Source organism: Ruegeria lacuscaerulensis, assembly GCF_013031245.1.
Classification (GTDB): domain Bacteria; phylum Pseudomonadota; class Alphaproteobacteria; order Rhodobacterales; family Rhodobacteraceae; genus Ruegeria; species Ruegeria lacuscaerulensis_C.
This window is the reverse complement of the sequence record NZ_WPZL01000011.1, coordinates 41,642-58,269: the sequence shown is the minus strand read 5'-3', so window position 1 is coordinate 58,269 and position 16,628 is coordinate 41,642. Positions and strand designations below refer to the sequence as shown.

General features: G+C 59.6%; 17 protein-coding genes. 9 read left to right on the top strand and 8 right to left on the bottom strand.

Annotated elements, in window-relative coordinates:
- The first annotated feature begins 40 nt into the window (after nt 1-40).
- The gene (locus GOX66_RS14320; protein ID WP_170763417.1) at nt 41-1,225 is read left to right on the top strand and encodes a TIGR03862 family flavoprotein; all 1,185 of its coding nucleotides are present in this window, start codon (nt 41-43) and stop codon (nt 1,223-1,225) included.
- Here the strand turns inward: GOX66_RS14320 and holA are convergent.
- From holA to GOX66_RS14300, 4 genes are all read right to left on the bottom strand, one after another.
- On the bottom strand, nt 1,222-2,250 hold the full coding sequence (gene holA, locus GOX66_RS14315; protein ID WP_170763416.1) for a DNA polymerase III subunit delta: 1,029 nt from the start codon (nt 2,248-2,250) through the stop codon (nt 1,222-1,224). The genes GOX66_RS14320 and holA overlap by 4 nt on opposite strands.
- Nucleotides 2,247-2,738 (bottom strand): LPS assembly lipoprotein LptE, encoded by a 492-nt coding sequence (gene lptE, locus GOX66_RS14310; RefSeq protein WP_170763415.1) that lies wholly within the window; start codon nt 2,736-2,738, stop codon nt 2,247-2,249. Before lptE ends, holA begins: the two co-directional genes overlap by 4 nt.
- Nucleotides 2,725-5,262, bottom strand: coding sequence for a leucine--tRNA ligase (gene leuS, locus GOX66_RS14305; RefSeq protein ID WP_170763414.1), 2,538 nt, complete (start codon nt 5,260-5,262; stop codon nt 2,725-2,727). The genes lptE and leuS overlap by 14 nt, the downstream gene beginning before the upstream one ends.
- 72 nt (nt 5,263-5,334) lie before the next feature.
- Nucleotides 5,335-5,823: a DUF3576 domain-containing protein gene (locus GOX66_RS14300; RefSeq protein WP_170763413.1), complete on the bottom strand. Its 489-nt coding sequence runs from the start codon at nt 5,821-5,823 to the stop codon at nt 5,335-5,337.
- Nucleotides 5,824-6,113: 290 nt separating this feature from the next.
- Here GOX66_RS14300 and GOX66_RS14295 point away from each other — a divergent pair, with 290 nt between their 5' ends.
- Nucleotides 6,114-7,163, top strand: a complete 1,050-nt coding sequence (locus tag GOX66_RS14295) for a porin (RefSeq protein ID WP_170763412.1) — start codon at nt 6,114-6,116, stop codon at nt 7,161-7,163.
- Between the two features lie 102 nt (nt 7,164-7,265).
- Nucleotides 7,266-7,925 carry a YggS family pyridoxal phosphate-dependent enzyme gene (locus GOX66_RS14290; RefSeq protein ID WP_170763411.1) on the top strand — a complete coding sequence of 220 codons (660 nt, stop codon included), beginning with the start codon at nt 7,266-7,268 and terminating at the stop codon, nt 7,923-7,925.
- On the opposite strand, the gene GOX66_RS14285 is transcribed toward GOX66_RS14290, so the two are convergent.
- Both GOX66_RS14285 and ribA read right to left on the bottom strand, forming a co-directional pair.
- Entirely contained in the window at nt 7,909-8,409 is a 501-nt protein-coding gene (locus GOX66_RS14285) for a L,D-transpeptidase family protein (RefSeq protein ID WP_170763410.1), read from the bottom strand. The genes GOX66_RS14290 and GOX66_RS14285 overlap by 17 nt on opposite strands.
- Nucleotides 8,406-9,500: a GTP cyclohydrolase II gene (gene ribA, locus GOX66_RS14280; protein WP_170763409.1), complete on the bottom strand. Its 1,095-nt coding sequence runs from the start codon at nt 9,498-9,500 to the stop codon at nt 8,406-8,408. Before ribA ends, GOX66_RS14285 begins: the two co-directional genes overlap by 4 nt.
- A gap of 162 nt (nt 9,501-9,662) precedes the next feature.
- Here ribA and GOX66_RS14275 point away from each other — a divergent pair, with 162 nt between their 5' ends.
- Entirely contained in the window at nt 9,663-10,349 is a 687-nt protein-coding gene (locus GOX66_RS14275; RefSeq protein WP_170563518.1) for a response regulator transcription factor, read from the top strand.
- Between the two features lie 234 nt (nt 10,350-10,583).
- On the opposite strand, the gene GOX66_RS14270 is transcribed toward GOX66_RS14275, so the two are convergent.
- Entirely contained in the window at nt 10,584-11,039 is a 456-nt protein-coding gene (locus GOX66_RS14270) for a hypothetical protein (RefSeq protein WP_170763408.1), read from the bottom strand.
- Between the two features lie 229 nt (nt 11,040-11,268).
- On the opposite strand from GOX66_RS14270, the gene GOX66_RS14265 reads away from it, so the two are divergent.
- The 4 genes from GOX66_RS14265 to GOX66_RS14250 all read left to right on the top strand — a co-directional run bounded on the left by GOX66_RS14265 (nt 11,269) and on the right by GOX66_RS14250 (nt 13,902).
- Entirely contained in the window at nt 11,269-12,057 is a 789-nt protein-coding gene (locus GOX66_RS14265) for an exodeoxyribonuclease III (protein WP_170763407.1), read from the top strand.
- Nucleotides 12,058-12,133: 76 nt separating this feature from the next.
- Nucleotides 12,134-13,051 (top strand): thioredoxin family protein, encoded by a 918-nt coding sequence (locus GOX66_RS14260; RefSeq protein WP_170763406.1) that lies wholly within the window; start codon nt 12,134-12,136, stop codon nt 13,049-13,051.
- Nucleotides 13,052-13,078: 27 nt separating this feature from the next.
- Nucleotides 13,079-13,720: an LON peptidase substrate-binding domain-containing protein gene (locus GOX66_RS14255; protein WP_170763405.1), complete on the top strand. Its 642-nt coding sequence runs from the start codon at nt 13,079-13,081 to the stop codon at nt 13,718-13,720.
- Complete coding sequence (locus tag GOX66_RS14250) at nt 13,717-13,902, top strand: Trm112 family protein (RefSeq protein ID WP_170763404.1); 186 nt, start codon at nt 13,717-13,719, stop codon at nt 13,900-13,902. Before GOX66_RS14255 ends, GOX66_RS14250 begins: the two co-directional genes overlap by 4 nt.
- On the opposite strand, the gene GOX66_RS14245 is transcribed toward GOX66_RS14250, so the two are convergent.
- Nucleotides 13,899-15,125, bottom strand: coding sequence for an FAD-dependent monooxygenase (locus GOX66_RS14245; protein ID WP_170763403.1), 1,227 nt, complete (start codon nt 15,123-15,125; stop codon nt 13,899-13,901). The two genes, GOX66_RS14250 and GOX66_RS14245, sit on opposite strands and share 4 nt — an antisense overlap.
- 91 nt (nt 15,126-15,216) lie before the next feature.
- On the opposite strand from GOX66_RS14245, the gene GOX66_RS14240 reads away from it, so the two are divergent.
- On the top strand, nt 15,217-16,545 hold the full coding sequence (locus tag GOX66_RS14240; protein ID WP_170763486.1) for an amidase: 1,329 nt from the start codon (nt 15,217-15,219) through the stop codon (nt 16,543-16,545).
- Nucleotides 16,546-16,628 lie beyond the last annotated feature (83 nt).

The following is a 16,628-nucleotide window of genomic DNA, read 5'->3' as shown; positions in this document are numbered from 1 at the left end:
CAAAGTCGCGCCGGACGGCGCAGAACGCAAGGGTACGGCAATGGCGCAGGCAGTGGTAATCGGGGCCGGACCCGCAGGCCTGATGGCGGCGGAGGAACTGGCCTCAGCAGGCCACGATGTTCTGGTGGCCGAAGCCAAACCCTCGGTGGCGCGCAAGTTTCTGATGGCTGGTAAATCGGGCCTGAACCTGACCAAGGACGAACCGTTCGAAACTCTGCTTCGATCCTATGGCGAGTCGGCAGACTGGCTGCGCCCGATTGTTGCCGATTTCGACGCCGTTGGCGTGCAGGAATGGGCGCGGGGGCTGGGGCGGGAGGTGTTCACCGGCTCGACAGGCCGGGTGTTCCCGACCGTGATGAAGGCCTCTCCTCTGCTACGGGCCTGGCTCGGGCGGCTTGAGACCGCGGGGGTTGAGATCAGGACCCGCTGGCGCTGGGTTGGCTGGGTTGGCGATTCGCTTGCATTCGACACTACGGATGGCAGGCACGTCATTGCGGCGGATGTGACAGTTCTGGCCTTGGGCGGGGCAAGCTGGGCCCGACTTGGATCAGACGGGCATTGGGCGCGGTTTCTGCGAGACAAAGGCGTCGGTCTCGCTCCGTTTGCCCCAGCGAACTCAGCCCTGTCCGTGGACTGGAGCCACCACATGCAGCCCCATTTCGGTGCGGCGTTGAAATCGGTCCGCTGGGCGGCCGGAGACGTGCAGAGCCGTGGTGAAGCGACGATTTCAGCGAAAGGGCTGGAGGGTGGGGGATTGTATTCCCTGACCCCGGCCTTGCGTAACGGCGCGCCGCTTACTGTCGATCTGGTTCCCGATCTGGACGAAAACGCTCTGCAAGCGCGCCTTTCTTCCAGGAAAGCCAAAACCACGCTGTCGCAATGGCTGAAAAAGTCACTCCACTTGCCGCCGCAGAAAATCGCGCTGTTTCACGAGATGGTTAAGGGCGGACCACCGAAGCCAGAGGAATGGGCCGGTGTCTTCAAGCGCCTCCCGATTCGGCATTCCGGACTGCGCCCGATGGACGAAGCAATTTCCACGGCCGGAGGGGTCACGCGCGCCGCGTTGAACGATGGGCTGATGCTGGTTTCAATGCCGGGCGTATTCTGCGCGGGGGAAATGCTGGACTGGGAAGCGCCGACCGGTGGCTATTTGCTGACCGCCTGTCTGGCGAGCGGTCGTTGGGCCGGTAAGTCAGCCGCGGACTGGCTGCGCCGCGTCGCTTAGCGCGACCGAGCCAGCATCGCCAGACGGATCATGGCCCGTTCGACAAGCGCCATGGCCGGTGCCGTCTGGCCTGCCGAACGTAGCGACAAGTCAGTGTCTGTGAGAACCGTCAAGGCCGTCTGCAGTTTCGGCGCGCCCCAGCCCTGAGCCTGCCGTAAAATCCGGTCGCGTCGTTTGCCATAGACCGGAGGCCGCAGTTTGCCGATGCCCTGTGCCGCCCCGCCGGGATCAGAGGCGCAGGCGTAAAGCGTACGAAAATGCCGGGTCGCCCCGATACACAAGCTCACCGCGTTGGTGCCTTGCGATTGCAACCGTCGGATCAGCGGGCCGATTTCTCCGGCACGACCCTCGGCGACTACGTTCAGAACGTCGTCCAATGCGGCCTCGGTCGAGCGGGGCGCGCAGGCTTCGATATCCTCGATGGTCAGTTCTGAACTGTCACCGTGTTTATAGAGTGACAGTTTTTCAACTGTTTGCGCGAAATCTCCCGGGCTGATCCCGGTCGCCAGTTCGGCGATCGCCGACATGGCGTCCTGTGGGATGTTCCGTAACCCCGCGTCGGTCAGAACTCGCTCAATCTCCCCCCGCGACGGCGGGTCGTCGTAGATGCCGACCGCATAGGCCGCCGGGTGCGCCTCGAATGCCTTGCGGATTTTGGAACTGGGTTTGAGCTGCCCGGCAGTGACGATGATCTGGGCATCGCCCGGAGCCCAGTCCTCAAAAGCAGCGATCAGCGCAAGAGCAGCTACATCCGTCGTGTCTTCGACAAAAACAGCGCGCGGGCCGGGAAAGAAACCCACTGCCTTGACCGCGTCCAGCAGCAGGGCGGGTTCGCCGCGCAGATTGGCGCCCGGCATGCGGGTCAGACGCATTTCCTCTTCGGCATTGGGGCCCAGCAACGCGGCCAGAACCTGTTGCCGTTTCAGCGCCACGCGCATCGCATCCGCGCCGTAGATCAACAGCCCGGCTTTGTCGGCGTCGGGTCGGGCGAAATACCCTTCAGCCTCGCGCGGGCTGAGCTTCATTTTGACAGATCCGGTGCGGCGTACAGGCGGTTCACGATCTGGTCCGACAGAATCACCATGAGGCGTTCTCTTGCGTCGCGCTCGTCCGCAAGCGTGGACACAGTAGATCCCGCAGCGGAATAGCCGACGAAATCCGAAACGTTGCCGGAAGCAAGCACCTTCCCTGTTTCATTCGATTTCAGCGAAAAGTTGGCGCGTCCTTCGATCGTGTAGCGGTTGGTCACGTTGGTCGTGGTGATCGCCTGGCGCCGGGATACGGTGGTAACCCTTACGTTCAGGACGTATTCCTTACCCGAAGTGGCGCTGCGGCCCAGCCGTTGTTCCAGATTCTGCACAAGCAGATAGCTTTCAACAGTGTTCGGGGCGGAAACCTCGACCCTGCCGTTAAGCGCCGACCCCGCGCCGCCGGGCGCGTAGACAGGTTCAAAGCCGCAGGCGGCCAGCGCCAGCGGGAGCATCAGCAAAGTTCTGCGATCAAACAACGACATTTACGATCCGGCCCGGGACGACAATCACCTTTTTCGGCGCATTTCCATCCAGCGCCTTTTGCACAGCTTCGGTGCTGAGCGCGATTTTTTCAACCTCGGCCTTGTCCAGATCCTTGGCCACGCTGATTTCCGCGCGGCGCTTGCCGTTGATCTGGATCGGCAGGATGACGGTATTGTCAACAAGCATCGCCTCGTCAGCCACCGGCCAGGGGGCAACGGCCACCAGACCTTCACCACCCTGATGGGCCCAGATGTCTTCGGCAAGGTGCGGCGTCATCGGCGACATCAGTTGTGCCAATGTCTTGATTGCCTGCTTCTGGGCTGCGGCAGCGGCTTTGGATTTGGCAAGCGTATTGGTGAACGCATAAAGCTTTGCGATGGCTGCGTTGAAGCCAAAGCTTTCGACCCCGAGTGTAACGTCGCGAATGGTCTTATGCATCTCGCGCAGCAGGTCCTCGTCGCCTTCGCCTTTTGCATCAGGGTCCACGGCCCCGATCTTGTCACAGAGATTCCACACCCGGTTCAGGTGTTTATAGGCGGCCTCTGCCCCTGCGGCGGTCCATTCCACGTCCCGCTCGGGCGGCGAATCGGACAGTACGAACCAGCGTGCCGTATCGGCGCCGAAGGCCGAGATGATGCTGACAGGGTCCACCACGTTTTTCTTGGATTTCGACATCTTGGCCGACGGGATGACCTCGACCTCGGTGCCATCGGCCAGTTTGCCGTCGGTCACATCCTCGGGCAGGTGATAGACCGGGCGGCCTTTGTCGTCGCGGGTCTGGTAAATCTCATGCGTGACCATGCCCTGCGTGAACAGTGCGTCGAATGGTTCGATGGCTTTTTTCGGCAAATGACCGGTGATGTTCATCGCCCTTGCGAAGAACCGCGAATAAAGCAGGTGCAGAATCGCATGTTCGATACCGCCAATATACTGGTCGACATTCATCCAGTATTCGGCCTCGGCCAGGTCGGTGGGCGTTTCGGCGTGTGGAGCGGTGAATCGGGCAAAATACCACGACGAATCGACAAACGTGTCCATCGTGTCGGTTTCGCGCCTGGCCGGAGCCCCGCAGGATGGGCATTGGCAATCCCGCCAGGTCGGGTGGCGATCCAGAGGGTTGCCAGGGTTGTCAAAGGTAACGTCGTCAGGCAGGCGGATCGGCAGATTCTCTTTCTTTTCAGGTACCACGCCGCAGGTACCGCAATGCACAACGGGAATCGGGCAGCCCCAGTAACGCTGGCGCGACAGGCCCCAATCGCGCAGACGGTATTTGGTGACGCCCTCACCCCAACCCGCCTTTTCGGCGAAATCGACTGTGGCATCGATTGCCTCATCGCCCGTGGCTTCGGTCAGGCCCGCAAAATGGTTCACCCAGCGGACGTTTTCAGTCTTCGGGGGGACAAAGGCGATCTTGTCGACCGGCGTGTCATCATCCAGCGCAAAGAAGGTGTCGACTACGGGCAGGCCGTATTTGCGGCAGAAATCCAGGTCGCGCTGGTCATGCGCAGGGCAGGCGAAAATCGCGCCGGTGCCATAATCCATCAGGATAAAATTCGCGATCCAGACCGGCAGTTCCCAGTTGGGATCAAGCGGATGCTTTACGCGGATGCCAGTGTCATAACCCAGCTTCTCCGCCGTTTCGATGGCTTCTTCAGTTGTGCCACCCTTGCGGCATTCCGCAACGAATTCCGCGACTTCCGGGTTCCCGGCCTCCAGCATTTTGGCAATGGGATGGTCTGGTGAGATCCCAACAAAGGACGCGCCCAGCAGCGTGTCGGGACGAGTCGTATAGACCGTGATCGGCTCTCCATCATCCGTTCGTTCAAAAGCGAATTGCAGTCCGCGCGATTTGCCGATCCAGTTTTCCTGCATCAGGCGCACTTTGGCAGGCCAATTGTCGAGCGTGTCAAGCGCCTCGAGCAGTTCCTCGGAGAAATCCGAGATTTTAAAGAACCACTGCGTCAACTCGCGGCGCTCCACCAACGCGCCCGAGCGCCAGCCGCGCCCGTTTTCCACCTGTTCATTGGCCAGAACGGTCATATCGACCGGGTCCCAGTTCACCACGGCGTTCTTGCGGTAGACCAGTCCTGCGTCGAGCATGTCCAGAAACAGCGCCTGTTGCTGGCCGTAATATTCTGGGTCGCAGGTGGCAAATTCGCGGGACCAGTCGATCGACAGGCCCAGCGGCTTCATTTGGCCGCGCATGTCGGCGATATTGCCGTATGTCCAGTCTTTTGGATGGCCGCCGATGGCCATTGCGGCGTTTTCCGCAGGCATCCCGAAAGCGTCCCAACCCATCGGGTGCAGAACGTTGTGCCCGGTCGCCAGCTTATGCCGCGCGATCACGTCACCCATCGTATAGTTGCGTACATGCCCCATATGAATGCGGCCCGACGGGTAGGGGAACATCTCTAGCACATAGTATTTCGGCTTGTCCGCCTTGTGGCTGGCGGCGAAGATTCCGGCCTTGTCCCAGGCTTCTTGCCATTTTGCTTCGATTTCGGTGGCCGAGTAGCGAGACATCGTACGGTCCTTCGTGAATGAAAACGCCGGGTGAGAACCCGGCGTGGTAATATTGTGATTTTCGGCGGGTTGCTAGAGTTTGTTGTCCGCAATGCGTAGTTGACGCGCACGGGACAGGATCGCGTCCTCGACCGCACGTGTCGTCGCGGCACTCACCGGAGAGCCGCCGCTTGTTTGCAGCGAAACCGACAACGAGCGTGCTGCCAGCGCCGGGTCGCTGATGTGAACCGTCGCGCGATACTGCCGTCCTCCACCCGGTGGCGTGCCGTAACCCGTTACGATAACACCGGTAAACGGATCGACTTCCTGCACGGGCAGGAAATTCAGAACGTCCAGCGACGCCGCCCACAGGTACCGATTCACATTTGTGATCTGCTCGGCGTTGGCGTTGTCGAACACATCCCAGATGGTCGAGCGATTCGGGTCGTTCAACTCGCGCTCTTCGGTGCGGGTGCTGTCAGTATAAAGCAAATCGGGATTCGGCGCGGCGCCTCGATTTTGTCCGCAGGCCGATACGGCGGCAGTGATTATGATCAAACCGAAAATCGTCTGCAGGCGCATTGTCGAATGGTCCTATTTCACGTGGTTTAGCTTGTTAAATGCTACTCCTAGACAAGGTCCAGTTCCGCAACAACCCTATTAATGTCACATAAGGGTGGGCTTGCCAGCAGATCAGGCCACAAACGGACTGTGGCATCCTTGCACCAATTTGCCGTCAATGCAGACAACAGACCTAAGCCAAGCTTGCGTGAGGGGGGCAAAAAAAGCGAAACGGTTCCCGTGCTGAGACATGTGCTGAGGCATGTGTCGAGTAGAAAAACTTTGAAACCGAGGGAAACGAGGGAAACACCATGAAAAAGGTTCTCTTCGCATCGACCGCTCTGATCGCAACCGCAAGCGTTGCCGCGGCCGACATTAAATTCAGCGGCTACGGCCGCTTTGGTCTTGGCTACCTGGAAGACCGTTCCACCAGCCGTCCGGTAACGGCTACCACCACTTTGACCACCGCAAGCGGTGCGACAGTTACCGTAACCGCCACAGCAAACGTGTCCGACCCCAACCCGGATGACACCATCCTGGTTTCGCGCTTCCGCCTGAACATCGACGGCACCGCGGAAACCGACGGTGGTGTTGAGTTCTCGGCGCGTGTTCGTCTGCAGGCTGACGAAAACAGCAACGGCGAAGCCAACTCGGCTGGCCTGAACGGCGCACGTTTCTCGGTCATCTACGGTGGTCTGCGTGTTGACGCGGGCAACGTTGCCGGCTCCTTCGACAACCTGGCAAACTACTACGGCAACGAAGTTGGTCTGGAACTGTTCGCGGGTCAGTACTCGGGCGTGAACTATGACTTCCTGGCCTATTCGTCGACCGGTTCGGGCGCGAACGCCGTGTTCTTCCAGTACGCTGTTGGCGACTTCTCTTTCGGTGCGTCGTATGACCAGGCGCGCGTAGCGTCCAGCACCGGTGGTGTAATTTCCTTCGCGGACGGCGACCGTTGGGACATCAGCGCGACTTACGTCTTCAACAACATCACCGCGGCTATCGCTTATGGTCAAACCGACGGCGGTACGGGCAGCGACCCAAGCCTGACCGTTCTGACCCTGGGTGGCGAATGGGGTGACTTTGGCGGTACTCTGTTTGTTGCAGACGACGCCACCGAAGTAGCCTCCACCGACGGCACCGCATGGGGTCTGTCGGCTTCCTACAACCTGGGCGCTGCAACCACCCTGCTGTTCACCTACGGTGACGGTAACGCTTCTGCTGACAAACAGCAGATTGCAATCGGCGGCATCTACGACCTGGGCGGCGGTGCATCGCTGCGCGGTGGTATCGGCCGCAACGACTCCGACGCTGGTACGGACACGATCCAAGCCGACTTCGGTGCTCAGTTCAACTTCTAAGTTGATCTGAACCGCGAGGTTTAAGGGCAGGTCTTCGGACCTGCCCTTTTCTTTTGTGCCGGGATGTTGTTTTTCTGCGGGCAAAGCAGATTGAGGAACCCTATGTCGTTGCAAGAAATCAATGCCCGCATCGCCAACGCCGAAACCGCCGCAGGGCGGCCTGCGGGGTCTGTAAAGCTGATAGCAGTTTCAAAAGTGCAGCCGAATGAGCGTGTGCGGGACGTTCTGGATCAAGGGCATCGGTGTTTCGGCGAAAACCGGGTTCAGGAGGCTGCTGGCAAATGGCCGGGCTTCAACGCGCAATATTCAGATATTGATCTTCACCTGATCGGCCCCTTGCAAACCAACAAAGCCCGCCAGGCAATGGAACTGTTCAGTACGATCCACTCGGTAGACCGGCCCAAGCTGGCGAAAACACTGGCACGGCTGGCGCAGGAGGTTGGCACCTGCCCGGATCTGTTCATTCAGGTCAATACCGGGGAAGAAGAACAGAAAGCCGGAATATTACCTGACGATGCTGACACGTTCATCGCCGAATGCCGGGCACTGGACCTGCCGATTCATGGCTTGATGTGTATCCCTCCGGTCGACGAAGAACCCTCTCTACATTTTGCATTGCTGGCCAAAATTGCCGGCCGCAACGGATTGCAGGGCCTGTCGATGGGGATGAGTGGCGATTTCGAGAAGGCAATCGCGCTGGGCGCAACCCATGTGCGCGTGGGATCTGCGATTTTTGGCGAAAGGGTCAAGCCCGAGGGATAACCAGGCGTGTCCCCGGGGATACTCTGCCGGCGATCCAGAGAAGGTGGTCACGGCGAAAGGCAACGCAACCTTCTGTCGGGTATCCGGGACGCCTCCATTGATGGATAAAGACAGCCGATCCGCGACCGGGCACGGAATTGGGCCAGTTCCAATCCGTAATTAGCACCAGGTCATACAAAGGATCCGCACGGCGCAACTTTTCATGGCTGAAAGTATAGGGTGCGCTGACCATGTGGTTATAGTGAGTATCGCTGCTGTCATCCGACCAGAGATCGCCCGGACCAATCGGAATGGCCCAAGGGGCTGGCTTCTTGATCCGGTCCGGCCGGTACAGCATACCGACGATATGGTGCAGGCCGGTTGGCGTCGCACCATCTCCTTCGCGCTTGTCGTCGCTAAGCCCACCTTTACCGATAGAGCAAGGAAATAACCGTCCGGCAAAACGCATGCCGCACGGGGTCAGAACAAGATCATCAACGGTCACAGCAGGTGACCCGACTTGGCCGCCTTGGTTGCCAGATACCCCCGGTTATGCGCTGTCTCCCCCACTTTCAGCGGTACGCGTTCGGTCACCGCGATCCCCGTCTTTTCCATCATTGCGATTTTCGCTGGATTGTTGGTCAGCAGTCGAACCGAACTGAAACCCAGTGATTTCAGAATGTCCGAACCCAGCCGGAAATCGCGCTCGTCATCCTCGAATCCCAGCCGGTGGTTGGCTTCGACGGTGTCAAACCCCTGGTCCTGCAGGAAATACGCGCGCATTTTGTTGGCCAGACCGATACCACGGCCTTCCTGATTGAGATACAGCAGTACGCCCGCCCCTTCCGACCCCATCTGGGCCAGCGCGCCCCGCAACTGGGGACCGCAATCACATTTCAGACTGCCCATCAGATCGCCGGTGAAACAGGCCGAGTGCAGCCGCGCCAGAACCGGTTTATCGCGATCCGGGCGCCCGATTTCGATGGCGTAATGTTCCTCGCCGCCATCTTCCGGGCGAAAGACGTGCAACCGCCCGGCCTCGGACACCTCCATCGGCAGGCGCGCGGCAACAACCGCGTGCAAGGCGCTGCGGTCCGCCAGATGCGGCGCTGCGCGCGTGTGATCAATGCAAGTCAGTTCATTTGTTGCTGCAAAACCACGGCCATCCTCGATCGGAACAACCACGGCCGCGGGCAGCAAATGTGCCGATTTGGTCAGAGCGATGGCAATGCGATGCAGGTGCGCATTGCCCTGACGCTCAGTCATCAGGGGCCCTTTCATCGGCGTGTTCAAATCATCCGATGGATCGGCCACGGCCTGCACCCAGGCTATGTCAGCGTCCGCCGGGATGATCACGCGCGCAAGATCGCCGTCATAGGCCCGCGCCTTGAGTGTTTCGGCCCGCCGCACGGTGACCGCAACCACCAGTTCTCCCCCGAGACCACGCAAATCCGCAAGCCGTTGGGCACTGAGCGTTTCCGTCGCGATGGCCAGCACGCTGAACCCCCTGTCATCCGTCAACGCAACCGGAACCCCCATGCGCAGATCCGCGCGGGCCCGTGCCAGCAATTCTGAAATATCCGGGATAAGGCTCATCTATGTTACCCTGTAACGTTCAGACTTTCTCCTAGCCTGATCAGACGGAAATGTGAAACATTTCCTCAGCGTCAGACACGAGGGCGTGAAACGGCTGCAGTAAACCTTGTTGATTGCATATTCCGCGCGCAAGTGGTGGAAAAGGCTTAGGAGGACCGGATCATGGCTCAGCTCAAGAAAATCCTGCTGGTGGATGACGATGAAGACCTGCGCGAGGCGCTCAGTGAGCAACTCGTGATGACCGAGGATTTCGACGTGTTCGAGGCGCATGACGGTCAATCAGCGATGGAGCGCGCCCGTGAGGCGATCTACGATCTGGTGATTCTGGACGTCGGCCTGCCGGATACGGACGGACGAGAGCTGTGCCGCCTAATGCGCAAGCAGGGCGTCAAAAGCCCGATTCTTATGCTGACCGGCCATGACAGCGATGCGGACACGATTCTGGGCCTGGATGCGGGCGCTAACGATTATGTTTCAAAACCTTTCAAGTTTCCGGTTCTTCTGGCTCGCATCCGCGCCCAGCTGCGCCAGCACGAACAATCCGAGGACGCGGTCTTTGTACTGGGCCCGTATACCTTCAAGCCTGCCATGAAGATGCTGATCACCGAGGAGGATCGAAAGATCCGCCTGACCGAGAAAGAAACCAATATTCTCAAGTTCCTATACCGGTCCGCCGATGGTGTGGTCGCGCGCGATGTGCTGCTGCACGAGGTCTGGGGATATAACGCCGGTGTCACTACGCACACGCTGGAAACCCACATCTATCGCCTGCGCCAGAAGATCGAGCCCGATCCGTCCAATGCGCGCCTTTTGGTCACAGAATCGGGTGGATATAGGCTGGTTTCTTAACTGGATGTGGATTGACTTGGATCAAAGTGATACCCTGTAGTCATCATTAGGTTACTCCCAACCCGCGCATGTCCGGGTTATGACATGCACCTCCCTGTTGGACTGCCGGGCCTGATGGCCCGGCCTTTTTTTGGCGCAAAGCGGTTTGGGGCGTAAATTAACCCGTTGGTCTGAAATTGTCGGATGCTTGGGTGCGCAAATCCGGTATCCATATCTGCGGTCCCAATTCACAGGCTAGCTGGTACCGTCGTTCTCCAACACGGTGCTATAAGTGAGGCCACTGCGCAGGCTACGGAAATCGGCATAGATCTTGCCATCTTCAAAGGTTGCATCGATCAATCCGTTGACCTGGCGTTTTTCCCCGACACGGCTTTCGACCATGGCAATTGAGCCGGATCCATCGCTACTGATTGTTCCCGTCACCTGGCCTTCATTCCACCTGTCTGAGTCGGTGCGGCTCCACTTGCTGGTTCCCCAGAACGCATTGTCCTGTTGTTCTTTTATCTCAAGAACCCATTCGGATTGGTTAAAACGCGGAGCACCATCGCTGTGTTCGTTAGGCAAGGCTGCAACGGTGTGGGTGCCGCTCCATACACCGCGCAAATCGGGTGTGTCTTCAGCAACAGCGTGGGTGGCAAAGGCAAGGGTGCTGGCCAGAGCGGCGGCGCCAAGTGTCTTTAGTCTGGTCATGGTTTCCTCCTTATTCCATGCCTTAAATGTTGGCAGCCAAAGGGGTGATTTCCATATTCACCGCGGTTCATTAAGTGGAATTCACCTGTGCTTCATGTGCAGAACGTTGCAGCCGAAACCAACCACGCCACCAAGCAAATCAAAACAAACACGCCAGAATTCTTTTCCCATGGTGCCGCGCCAATCGTCGCGCTAGGTTGCGCAAATCGCGACAGAGGAATCCCATCCCATGCCCTTTACCCTTGCCACCTGGAACATCAACTCGGTCCGCTTGCGCGAGCCTATCGTGCTGAAATTACTGCGGGAAGAGGCACCGGATATTCTGTGTTTGCAGGAATGCAAGTCGCCGGTCGAAAAGATCCCGACCGAAGGGTTTGCCGAACTGGGTTACACCCACATGATCGCGCGCGGACAAAAAGGCTATAATGGCGTTGCCATCCTGTCGCGCCTGCCGATGGAAGAGGTGGGCGACAAGGATTTCGCCGGACTGGGTCATGCGCGTCATATCGCTGGGCGGTTGGCGAACGGCGTCACCATCCACAACTTCTATGTGCCGGCGGGTGGCGACGTGCCGGACCGCGACAAGAACGTGAAGTTCGGCCAGAAACTCGATTACCTGACCGACATGCGCGACTGGTTCCATGCGGAAAAGCCGGAAAAGTCCATTCTGGTCGGTGATCTGAACATCGCTCCGCGCGAGGATGACGTGTGGTCGCACAAGCAGTTGCTCAAGGTTGTGTCACACACACCCATTGAGGTTGATCACCTTGCCGAAACGCAGGATGCAGGTGGTTGGGTCGACATCACCCGCCAGGACATCCCCGAAGGACAGCTCTATAGCTGGTGGTCTTATCGCGCGCGCGATTGGGACGCAGCGGATAAGGGACGGCGGTTGGATCACGTCTGGGCCACACCGGATATTTCCAATTCCGGCCATTCCAGCCGCATCCTCCGCGATGCGCGTGGGTGGGAAAAACCCAGCGATCACGCACCGGTCTTTGCAAGTTTCGACCTGTAATTCCACAACTCGGCCCTTGGTTTCTGCCCGCAGCAGTTGCATATAGGGCGCGAGTTCGAACGAAAGAGTGAATGCAATGGATCTTCTGAACGCTGCAGCCGGCCCTGATACCACTGACCTGATCAAAGACGGGTCCGAGGCCACGTTCATGGCCGATGTCGTCGAGGCTTCGCAGGAAACCCCGGTCATCGTGGATTTCTGGGCGCCGTGGTGCGGCCCATGCAAGACCCTTGTGCCTTTGTTGGAAGAGGCCGTGACCGCCGCCAAAGGCGCGGTGAAGATGGTCAAGATCAACGTGGACGAGGCGCAGATGATCGCGGCACAAATGCGCGTTCAGTCCGTCCCGACCGTGTATGCGTTTTTCAAAGGCCAGCCAATCGACGGATTCCAGGGCGCTGTTCCGGGGTCCGAAATCAAGGCGTTCGTGGACCGAGTTATTGAAGCCGCAGGCGGCGAAAGCCCCGGTGGTCAACTGGAAGAAGCGGTGCAGGCCGCCGAAGAAATGCTGGCCGAAGGCGCAGCCGTGGACGCGGCGCAGACCTTTGCCGCCATTCTGGGCGAAGACCCAAATCATGCTGCTGCTTATGGCGGGCTGGTCCGATCCCATATCGCTTCGGGTGATCTGGAACAGGCCGAGGCCATCCTCAATGGTGCTCCGGCAGAGATTTCCACCTCGGCCGAGATTGAGGCTGCCCATGCTCAACTGGAACTCGCCAAACAGGCGGCGGATGCTGGCCCGGTTGCAGAACTGACCGCGGCGGTTGAGGCCGAGCCCGACAACCATCAGGCCCGGTTCGATCTGGCCCAGGCGCTGCACGCGAATGGCGACGTTGAAGAGGCTGTTGCGCAGTTGCTGGACCTGTTCCGCCGCGATCGTGAGTGGAATGACGGTGCTGCCAAAGCGCAATTGTTCACGATCTTTGATGCGCTCAAGCCCAATGATCCGATCGTTCTGAACGGTCGTCGCAAGCTCAGCTCGATGATATTTGCCTAATTTCCGATCAGAGCTACACTCGGATACATGATGCATCCCGCTGACCTGCCGGAAACGGTATCCGTTTTTCCATTGCCCGGGGCGCTGTTGTTGCCCCGTTCACGCCTGCCGCTGCATATTTTCGAGCCGCGATATCTGCAGATGCTGGACGACGCCCTGAAAACACGGGAACGGTTGATTGGCATGGTCCAGCCCAACCCCTGCCAAAGCGATGAGGACAAGCTGCACCAGATCGGCTGCGCGGGACGTGTCACGCAGTTTTCTGAGACAGAAGATGGCCGCTACCTGATTACGCTGACCGGGATTTCCCGGTTCCGCATCAAATCGGAACTGGACGCCTTTACCCCTTATCGCCGCTGTTCGGTTACGTGGGATGGCTTTGACCGCGATCTGGGCAAGGCGGAACATGATGACGGTTTCGATCGGGACGATTTCCTGCATTTGCTGGAACGGTTCTTTTCCTCGCGCCAATTATCCACTGATTGGGACACGCTGAAGGATGCGGATGATGAGTTGCTTCTGAACTCGCTGTCGATGCTGCTTGATTTCGACCCCGAGGAAAAACAGGCCCTGCTGGAGGCACCGTGTCTGCGCACAAGGCGCGAGACATTGGTGACATTGATTGAATTCGCCATGCGCGGCGGATCGAATGAGGAAAAACTGCAATGAGCGACCCTGAACACACCTTTGACCGTCACATGCTTGAGGCGCTGATTTGCCCGCAGACGCATACCACGCTGCATTATGATGCTGAAAAGCAGGAACTGGTGTCCAAGGCCGCAAACCTGGCTTTTCCGATCCGCAACGGCATCCCGGTGATGCTGGTGGATGAGGCGCGCGAACTGGATTAAATCGCGCGGCCTTGCAGCAGTTTCGGCAGGTCTCCGGTCAGGCCGGCGGCCTCACGTACGAACCCTCGCCGCAGACCTGGCAGTGAGCCGACGATTCCCATTCCGATGTCACGCCCGATCCGCAGCAGAGGATTGTCGTTGGAAAACAGCTTGTTGAACACATCCGTCGCCATTGCCAGCGCCGCTGTGTCGAACCTCCGCCATTCCTGATAGCGTTCCAGAACCAATATTGAAGCGATATCTTCGCCGCGCCGTCCTGCAAGCGTCAAAACCTCGGCTAGCGCGCCGACGTCCCGCAGGCCCGCGTTCAGGCCCTGCCCTGCGATGGGGTGCATGCCGTGCGCGGCGTCCCCGACCAAGGCCATTCGATCGCCGATGAAGGAATTGGCGATGGTCAGGTTCAGCGGATAGGTGAAACGGTCACCCTGCAGGCGGATATCGCCCAGAAAATCGCCGAACCGGGGGCGAAGCACCTGCAGATAGTCTGCTTCGGGCAGGGCATTGATGCGGTGCGCCATCTCGGTCCGCTCGCTCCAGACGATCGAGCTGCGATTCCCGGTCAGGGGCAGAATCGCCAGAGGGCCGGGCGGCATGAAGAACTGATGTGCGACACCGTGATGGGGCAGGTCATGCTCGATTGCGCAAACCAGAGCGGTTTGCCCGTAATCCCAGCCAGACCGTTTGATACCCGCACGGGCGGCGGTGCCGCTACGGCGCCCGTCGCAGCCGACCAACAGGTCGCCTGTCAGGGTGGAGCCATCGTTCAGTGTCAGGGTCACACCGGCCGCGTCAGCCTCCTGCGCGACAACGGTCTTGCCGCTGACCTGTGTGATGCGGTTTTCCTCGGCCATCGAATCCAGAAAGGCACGGCGCAGATGGCGGTCTTCGACCATATAGCCCATCGGACCTTCTTCGATCTCGGCGTGGTCAAAATGCATGAAAAACGGTGACGGACCTGCGCCTGCGTGCCCATCGGTGACCTTGATTTCCAGCATTGGCTGGGCGTGCTCAGCCACGCGGGTCCAGACCCCGATCGCATCCAGCAAACGTTGCGAGGCCAGTGCCAGCGCATAGGCACGCCCGTCGAAGGCAGCGTTTTTGCGCACTTTCTCGGCCAGTGCGTCGATCACGGTGACGGAATGCCCTGTCTGGGCAAGGGCCAAGGCCAGGGCCGGGCCGTTCAGGCCGCCGCCAACGATCAGGATATCGGACTTCTGTTCCATGACCCGCAATATGCGCGGCTATTCGGGATTGTCCATGCGCGGACCTGTCGCTACCGTCCAACACAGCACAATTTTCCAGAAGGGGGCAGGGATGCAGGATTGGCTGACCATGACGGCATGTGATCTGGGTCGGGGCATCGGCATGGGGCGGATCGATCCGGTTGAGTTGACTGAAACTTACCTTTCCGCCATCGACGCGCACCCCCACCTGGACCGAATCTATGCCCACGTTACCCACGACCGAGCCCGCGCCGAGGCCGAGGCCGCGCAAGAGCGGGCCAAACTGGGCCTGCGCCGGTCGCTGCTGGACGGCGTGCCGATCAGCTGGAAGGACCTGTTCGATACGGCCGGTACCGCAACCGAGGCCGGATCGGCCCTGTTGAAAGGCCGTGTACCCGAGGCCGACGCAGTCGTGGTGCGCAACGCCACCGCAATGGGAACCGTGTGCCTGGGTAAAACGCACATGAGTGAACTGGCCTTCTCCGGGCTGGGCCTGAACCCGATTACCGGAACGCCGCCTTGCATCGACGATGAAGAGGCAGTGCCCGGCGGGTCATCCTCGGGCGCTGGAGCGTCGGTGGCGTGGGGCCTGGCGGCGTGCGGGGTCGGATCGGACACGGGAGGATCGGTGCGCATTCCGGCGGCCTGGAACAATCTGGTTGGATTGAAAACCACAGCTGGCCGCGTCAGCCTTGAGGGCACCGTGCCATTGTGCCTGCGGTTTGATACGGTTGGCCCTTTGACCCGGTCGGTTGAAGATGCCGCCCATATGCTGGCGTTGCTGGAAGGGGGCACGCCGGCCGATCTGCGTGGTGCGAGCCTTAAGGGTCGGCGGTTCGCCGATCTTCAGAACGTGGCCAAAGACGATCTGCGGGACGTTCCCCGCAAAGCCTTCGACGACGCGCTGGACCGGCTGCGCGAAGCCGGGGCCGAGATCGTCCCTCTCGAAGTGCCCGAACTGAACGATGCGATGGGCCTGTCCGGCCTTCTTTATACAACCGAAGCGTATGGCCTGTGGCGCGATGTGATCGAGGCAAATCCGGAAGCCATGTATCCCGAGATTCTCGAACGGTTCCGTGCGGGCAAAAACAACTCCGGCCCCGACTACATCGCCGCCTGGTCCAAGCTGAAGACGTGTCGGGGTGCGTGGGATGCAGCCACCGCCGGATTCGATGCCGTTCTCGCGCCGACGGCCCCCATTATGCCGCCGAATCTGGACCGGCTGATGAACGACCACGACTATTACGTGACCGAAAACCTGCTGGCGTTGCGCAATACGCGAATCGGCAACCTGATGGGGCTGGCCGCGCTCACATTGCCCACCGAAACGCCCGGCTGCGGGTTGATGATGATGGGGTATCCGGGCTCGGAAGAGGCCCTGTTGCGGCTTGGATCAGCGGCCGAGGCTGCGTTGGCCTGAATGCCACAATCCCCTGATTCGGCACCTCTTTGTCTGGACGTAAGTCGGTGCCGACGATATTCTGCCAAAAAAACGGGGCGAAA

Excerpts from the sequence above, each read along its gene's own strand:
- GOX66_RS14320 (WP_170763417.1), top strand. The coding sequence starts at position 41 with ATGGCGCAGGCAGTGGTAATCGGGGCCGGACCCGCAGGCCTGATGGCG.
- holA (WP_170763416.1), bottom strand. The coding sequence starts at position 2,250 with ATGAAGCTCAGCCCGCGCGAGGCTGAAGGGTATTTCGCCCGACCCGAC.
- lptE (WP_170763415.1), bottom strand. The coding sequence starts at position 2,738 with ATGTCGTTGTTTGATCGCAGAACTTTGCTGATGCTCCCGCTGGCGCTG.
- leuS (WP_170763414.1), bottom strand. The coding sequence starts at position 5,262 with ATGTCTCGCTACTCGGCCACCGAAATCGAAGCAAAATGGCAAGAAGCC.
- GOX66_RS14300 (WP_170763413.1), bottom strand. The coding sequence starts at position 5,823 with ATGCGCCTGCAGACGATTTTCGGTTTGATCATAATCACTGCCGCCGTA.
- GOX66_RS14295 (WP_170763412.1), top strand. The coding sequence starts at position 6,114 with ATGAAAAAGGTTCTCTTCGCATCGACCGCTCTGATCGCAACCGCAAGC.
- GOX66_RS14290 (WP_170763411.1), top strand. The coding sequence starts at position 7,266 with ATGTCGTTGCAAGAAATCAATGCCCGCATCGCCAACGCCGAAACCGCC.
- ribA (WP_170763409.1), bottom strand. The coding sequence starts at position 9,500 with ATGAGCCTTATCCCGGATATTTCAGAATTGCTGGCACGGGCCCGCGCG.
- GOX66_RS14275 (WP_170563518.1), top strand. The coding sequence starts at position 9,663 with ATGGCTCAGCTCAAGAAAATCCTGCTGGTGGATGACGATGAAGACCTG.
- GOX66_RS14270 (WP_170763408.1), bottom strand. The coding sequence starts at position 11,039 with ATGACCAGACTAAAGACACTTGGCGCCGCCGCTCTGGCCAGCACCCTT.
- GOX66_RS14265 (WP_170763407.1), top strand. The coding sequence starts at position 11,269 with ATGCCCTTTACCCTTGCCACCTGGAACATCAACTCGGTCCGCTTGCGC.
- GOX66_RS14260 (WP_170763406.1), top strand. The coding sequence starts at position 12,134 with ATGGATCTTCTGAACGCTGCAGCCGGCCCTGATACCACTGACCTGATC.
- GOX66_RS14255 (WP_170763405.1), top strand. The coding sequence starts at position 13,079 with ATGATGCATCCCGCTGACCTGCCGGAAACGGTATCCGTTTTTCCATTG.
- GOX66_RS14250 (WP_170763404.1), top strand. The coding sequence starts at position 13,717 with ATGAGCGACCCTGAACACACCTTTGACCGTCACATGCTTGAGGCGCTG.
- GOX66_RS14245 (WP_170763403.1), bottom strand. The coding sequence starts at position 15,125 with ATGGAACAGAAGTCCGATATCCTGATCGTTGGCGGCGGCCTGAACGGC.
- GOX66_RS14240 (WP_170763486.1), top strand. The coding sequence starts at position 15,217 with ATGCAGGATTGGCTGACCATGACGGCATGTGATCTGGGTCGGGGCATC.